Genomic DNA, 3125 nt, shown 5'->3' with positions numbered 1-3125 from the left:
CCGCCGGGCCCGTGCGCGTGGTGCTGGGCCTCCGCGAGGTCCTCGACTCGCCCGCCGCGGCCCTCGCCGAATGGGCCAGGGTGGGCGGTCCCCGCGTGGTGAAGGACCTGTTCGATGCCATCTGGGTCTACGGCGATCCCGCCGTCCACGATCCCGTAGCCGCCGGCGAAATACCGTTCGCCCTCCGAAAGCTCATCCGGTACACGGGCTACCTCGCCGTGGGGCGCCCTTCGGCCTCCGGCACCAGCTGCATGCCCGGGCAGTACTGCATGACGACGGTCGGCGGCGGCTCGGACGGCTATGCCCTGGCCCGCGTCGCCGTCGCCACGCCGGTCCCGGACGGGCTGGGACACCTCGTGGTCGCCGGGCCGCAGATGCCCGCCGAGCAGCTCAATGACCTCCGGCAGCGGGCCCGCCCGGGCGTCAAAGTGGTCGCCGCAGTCGATGACATCGTGTTCCACATCCGGCACGCCGGCGCCGTCGTGGCCATGGGCGGCTACAACACGGTGTGCGAAATCATGAGCACGCCTGTCCCTGCCCTGATCGTGCCCCGCACGCAGTCGCGCGCCGAGCAGCGGATCCGGGCCGAGTCCCTCGCCGCGGCCGGGTACCTGGAGCAACTCGAGATTGGCACGCTGACGCCGGAGATCCTGGCGGCCTGGCTGGCTGCCAGGATCGGCACCACCGTGGACCGCCGTCGTGCGGTGCTGGACGGCCTGATCCGGGTTCCGCAGCTGGCCGCCGAGCTGCTGCGGCCGCTGGCCACTACCGAGCTGGCCCAAGCGGGTCGGGACGGTGCCGATCAGGTCGCCGCCGAACGGGCCAGTGCCGAACAATTCAGCGCGGACGAAAGCGAGGCCGCAGCGAGCGTGAAAGGTGCCAGCCGTGTCGCCGTTTGAACCCGGGACGGCGTACGTCCTGAAGATGTACCCGCGGTTCTCCGAAACGTTCATCGTTTCGGAGATCCTGGCCCGCGAGGCCGCCGGGGACCGGATCGAAATCTTCTCGCTCCGTCCCACCGACGACCCCCGGTTCCACCCCGAGCTCGCCCGGGTCCAGGCACCGGTGACGTACATTGACCGCCCCATCAAGACTGTGGCCCTGTGGGAGAGCCTCCGGATGGCCGACGCGGCCGGGCTCACAGCCGCCGTCGGCCGGAATTTGGGCGAACTCGCCGCCGCCTCGGCAGACGACGCCGTGCAGGCCATCAACCTGGCCACCGCGCTGCAGAACCGCAACATCCGGCACATGCACGTCCACTTCGCCTCGGGATCAACCACCGTGGCCCGGCTGACGTCCCTCATCACCGGCATCCCGTTCTCGTTCACCGCGCACGCGGTGGATATCTTCCATGAATCGGTCCAGGACGAGGACCTGCGGCTCAAGCTCGAGCAGGCCCACCACGCCGTGACCATCAGCCAGTGCAACATGCGCTACCTGCGCCGCCGCTTCCCGTCCTCGACCGCCCGGCTCCATCTGGTGCGCAACGGCCTGGAGCTGGAGCGCTTCCCGTACCGGGAGCCCCGGACGCTCGAAGCCACCCTCCGGATCGCCGCCGTCGGGCGCCTGGTGGAGAAAAAAGGCTTCCAGTATCTGTTGCCCGCGGCCGCCGAACTGCTGGACCAAGGGGTCAAACTGGACCTCCGGATCGCCGGGACCGGGCTCATGGCCGAGGAACTGGAGGCCGGCATCGGCCAGCTCCGACTCGGCGCCCATGTCCGCCTCCTCGGCCCGCAGACCCAGGACCAGGTCCACGAGCTGCTCCACTCCTCCGATGTCTTCGTGGCCCCCTGCGTAGTCGGCGCCGACGGCAACGCGGACGGCATGCCCACGGTCCTGCTCGAGGCCATGGCCACGGGCGTTCCCTGCGTCAGCACGTCCGTCACCGGGATCCCCGAAGTAGTCCGGAACGGCTCCACCGGGGTCCTGGTCCGGCCGGGCAACCCGCACGCCCTGGCCCGCGGCATCTGCACGCTCGGCTCCCCGGCCACGGACAGGCTTGCCATGTCCCGCAACGCCCGCGCCCTGATCGAGGAGGACTACGACGTCCACCGCCAGGCCGAGCTCCTGAGGTCCCTCTCCCGTTCTGAAAGGAGAGTCGCATGACCCGCGTGGCCTATCTCTGCGCCGACCCCGGCGTTCCTGTCTTCGGCACCAAGGGCTCCTCCGTCCATGTCCAGGAAATCGTCCGGGCGTGGCGCGGCACCGGCGCCGCCGTCACCGTCTACTGCACCCTGCTCGGCACCGAGCGGCCCAGCGATCTTGCCGATCTCGACGTCGTCGAAGTCAAACCGGAATCGGTCCCCGCCTCCGCGCGGGAACGGGCGGTCCAGGACGCCGCGCTGGGCCTGGCGGACGAGGTCCTGCGCAACGGCTGCGGGCTGTTCTACGAGCGCTATTCGCTGTTCAGCCCGGCGCTGTCCGTGGTGGCCCGCATCCTGGACGTGCCGTCCGTGCTGGAGGTCAATGCGCCGCTGATCGAGGAGCAGCAGCGGTACCGCCAGCTGCTCGACGTGAAGAAGGCTGAGACGGTGTTCCGCCGCAACGCCGCGACGGCCGACGTCGTGGCCTGCGTCTCGGATCCCGTGGTCCGCTGGGTGCGGGCGCGGGTGCCGACCGCCAGGACCGTGCTGGCGCCTAACGGAGTGAACGTCGAACGGATCACGGCCCGCCGCCCCGGCCGCCGGAATCCGGACCACCTCACCGTCGGGTTCGTCGGAACCTTGAAGCCCTGGCACGGCGTCCCCGGCCTGCTGCACGGTGTCGCCCTGGCCAACCAGCAGACCGCCGACCCGGGCCTGCGCTGGCAGCTCCATGTGGTGGGTGACGGCCCCGGCCGGCAGGACCTCGAACGCCTCGCCGAATCCCTCGGCGTGCCGACGGTTTTCTCGGGCCCCGTCGCGCCGGCAGCGGTGCCCGGCCTCCTGGCAGAATTCGACGCCGCCGCCGCACCCTATCCCCCGGACGGACCTGGCCAGGACGATTACTTCTCGCCGCTGAAGGTTTTTGAGTACATGGCGGCCGGGTTGCCTGTGATCGCGAGCGCCGTGGGCCAGATCCCGTCCATCATCCAGGACGGCCGCACCGGGATCCTCGTCCCGCCCGGGGACCCCGCCGCGCTCGCG

Annotated in this window: 3 protein-coding genes; all 3 read left to right on the top strand. The window is 70.7% G+C overall.

Translation table 11 applies throughout. From position 1 onward, the window contains the following. Positions 1 to 899, top strand: an 899-nt coding sequence (locus tag LQV45_RS22920; protein WP_230008966.1) for a glycosyltransferase family protein, incomplete at its 5' end; no start/stop codon positions are given. Beyond that, positions 886 to 2106 carry a glycosyltransferase gene (locus LQV45_RS22915; RefSeq protein ID WP_230008965.1) on the top strand — a complete coding sequence of 407 codons (1221 nt, stop codon included), beginning with the start codon at positions 886 to 888 and terminating at the stop codon, positions 2104 to 2106. The genes LQV45_RS22920 and LQV45_RS22915, both read left to right, overlap by 14 nt. Beyond that, positions 2103 to 3125, top strand: a 1023-nt coding sequence (locus tag LQV45_RS22910) for a glycosyltransferase (RefSeq protein WP_230008964.1), incomplete at its 3' end; no start/stop codon positions are given. The genes LQV45_RS22915 and LQV45_RS22910, both read left to right, overlap by 4 nt.

Source organism: Microbacterium sp. Bi128 (genome assembly GCF_918698205.1).
This window is presented reverse-complemented; position numbering and strand designations above follow the sequence as displayed.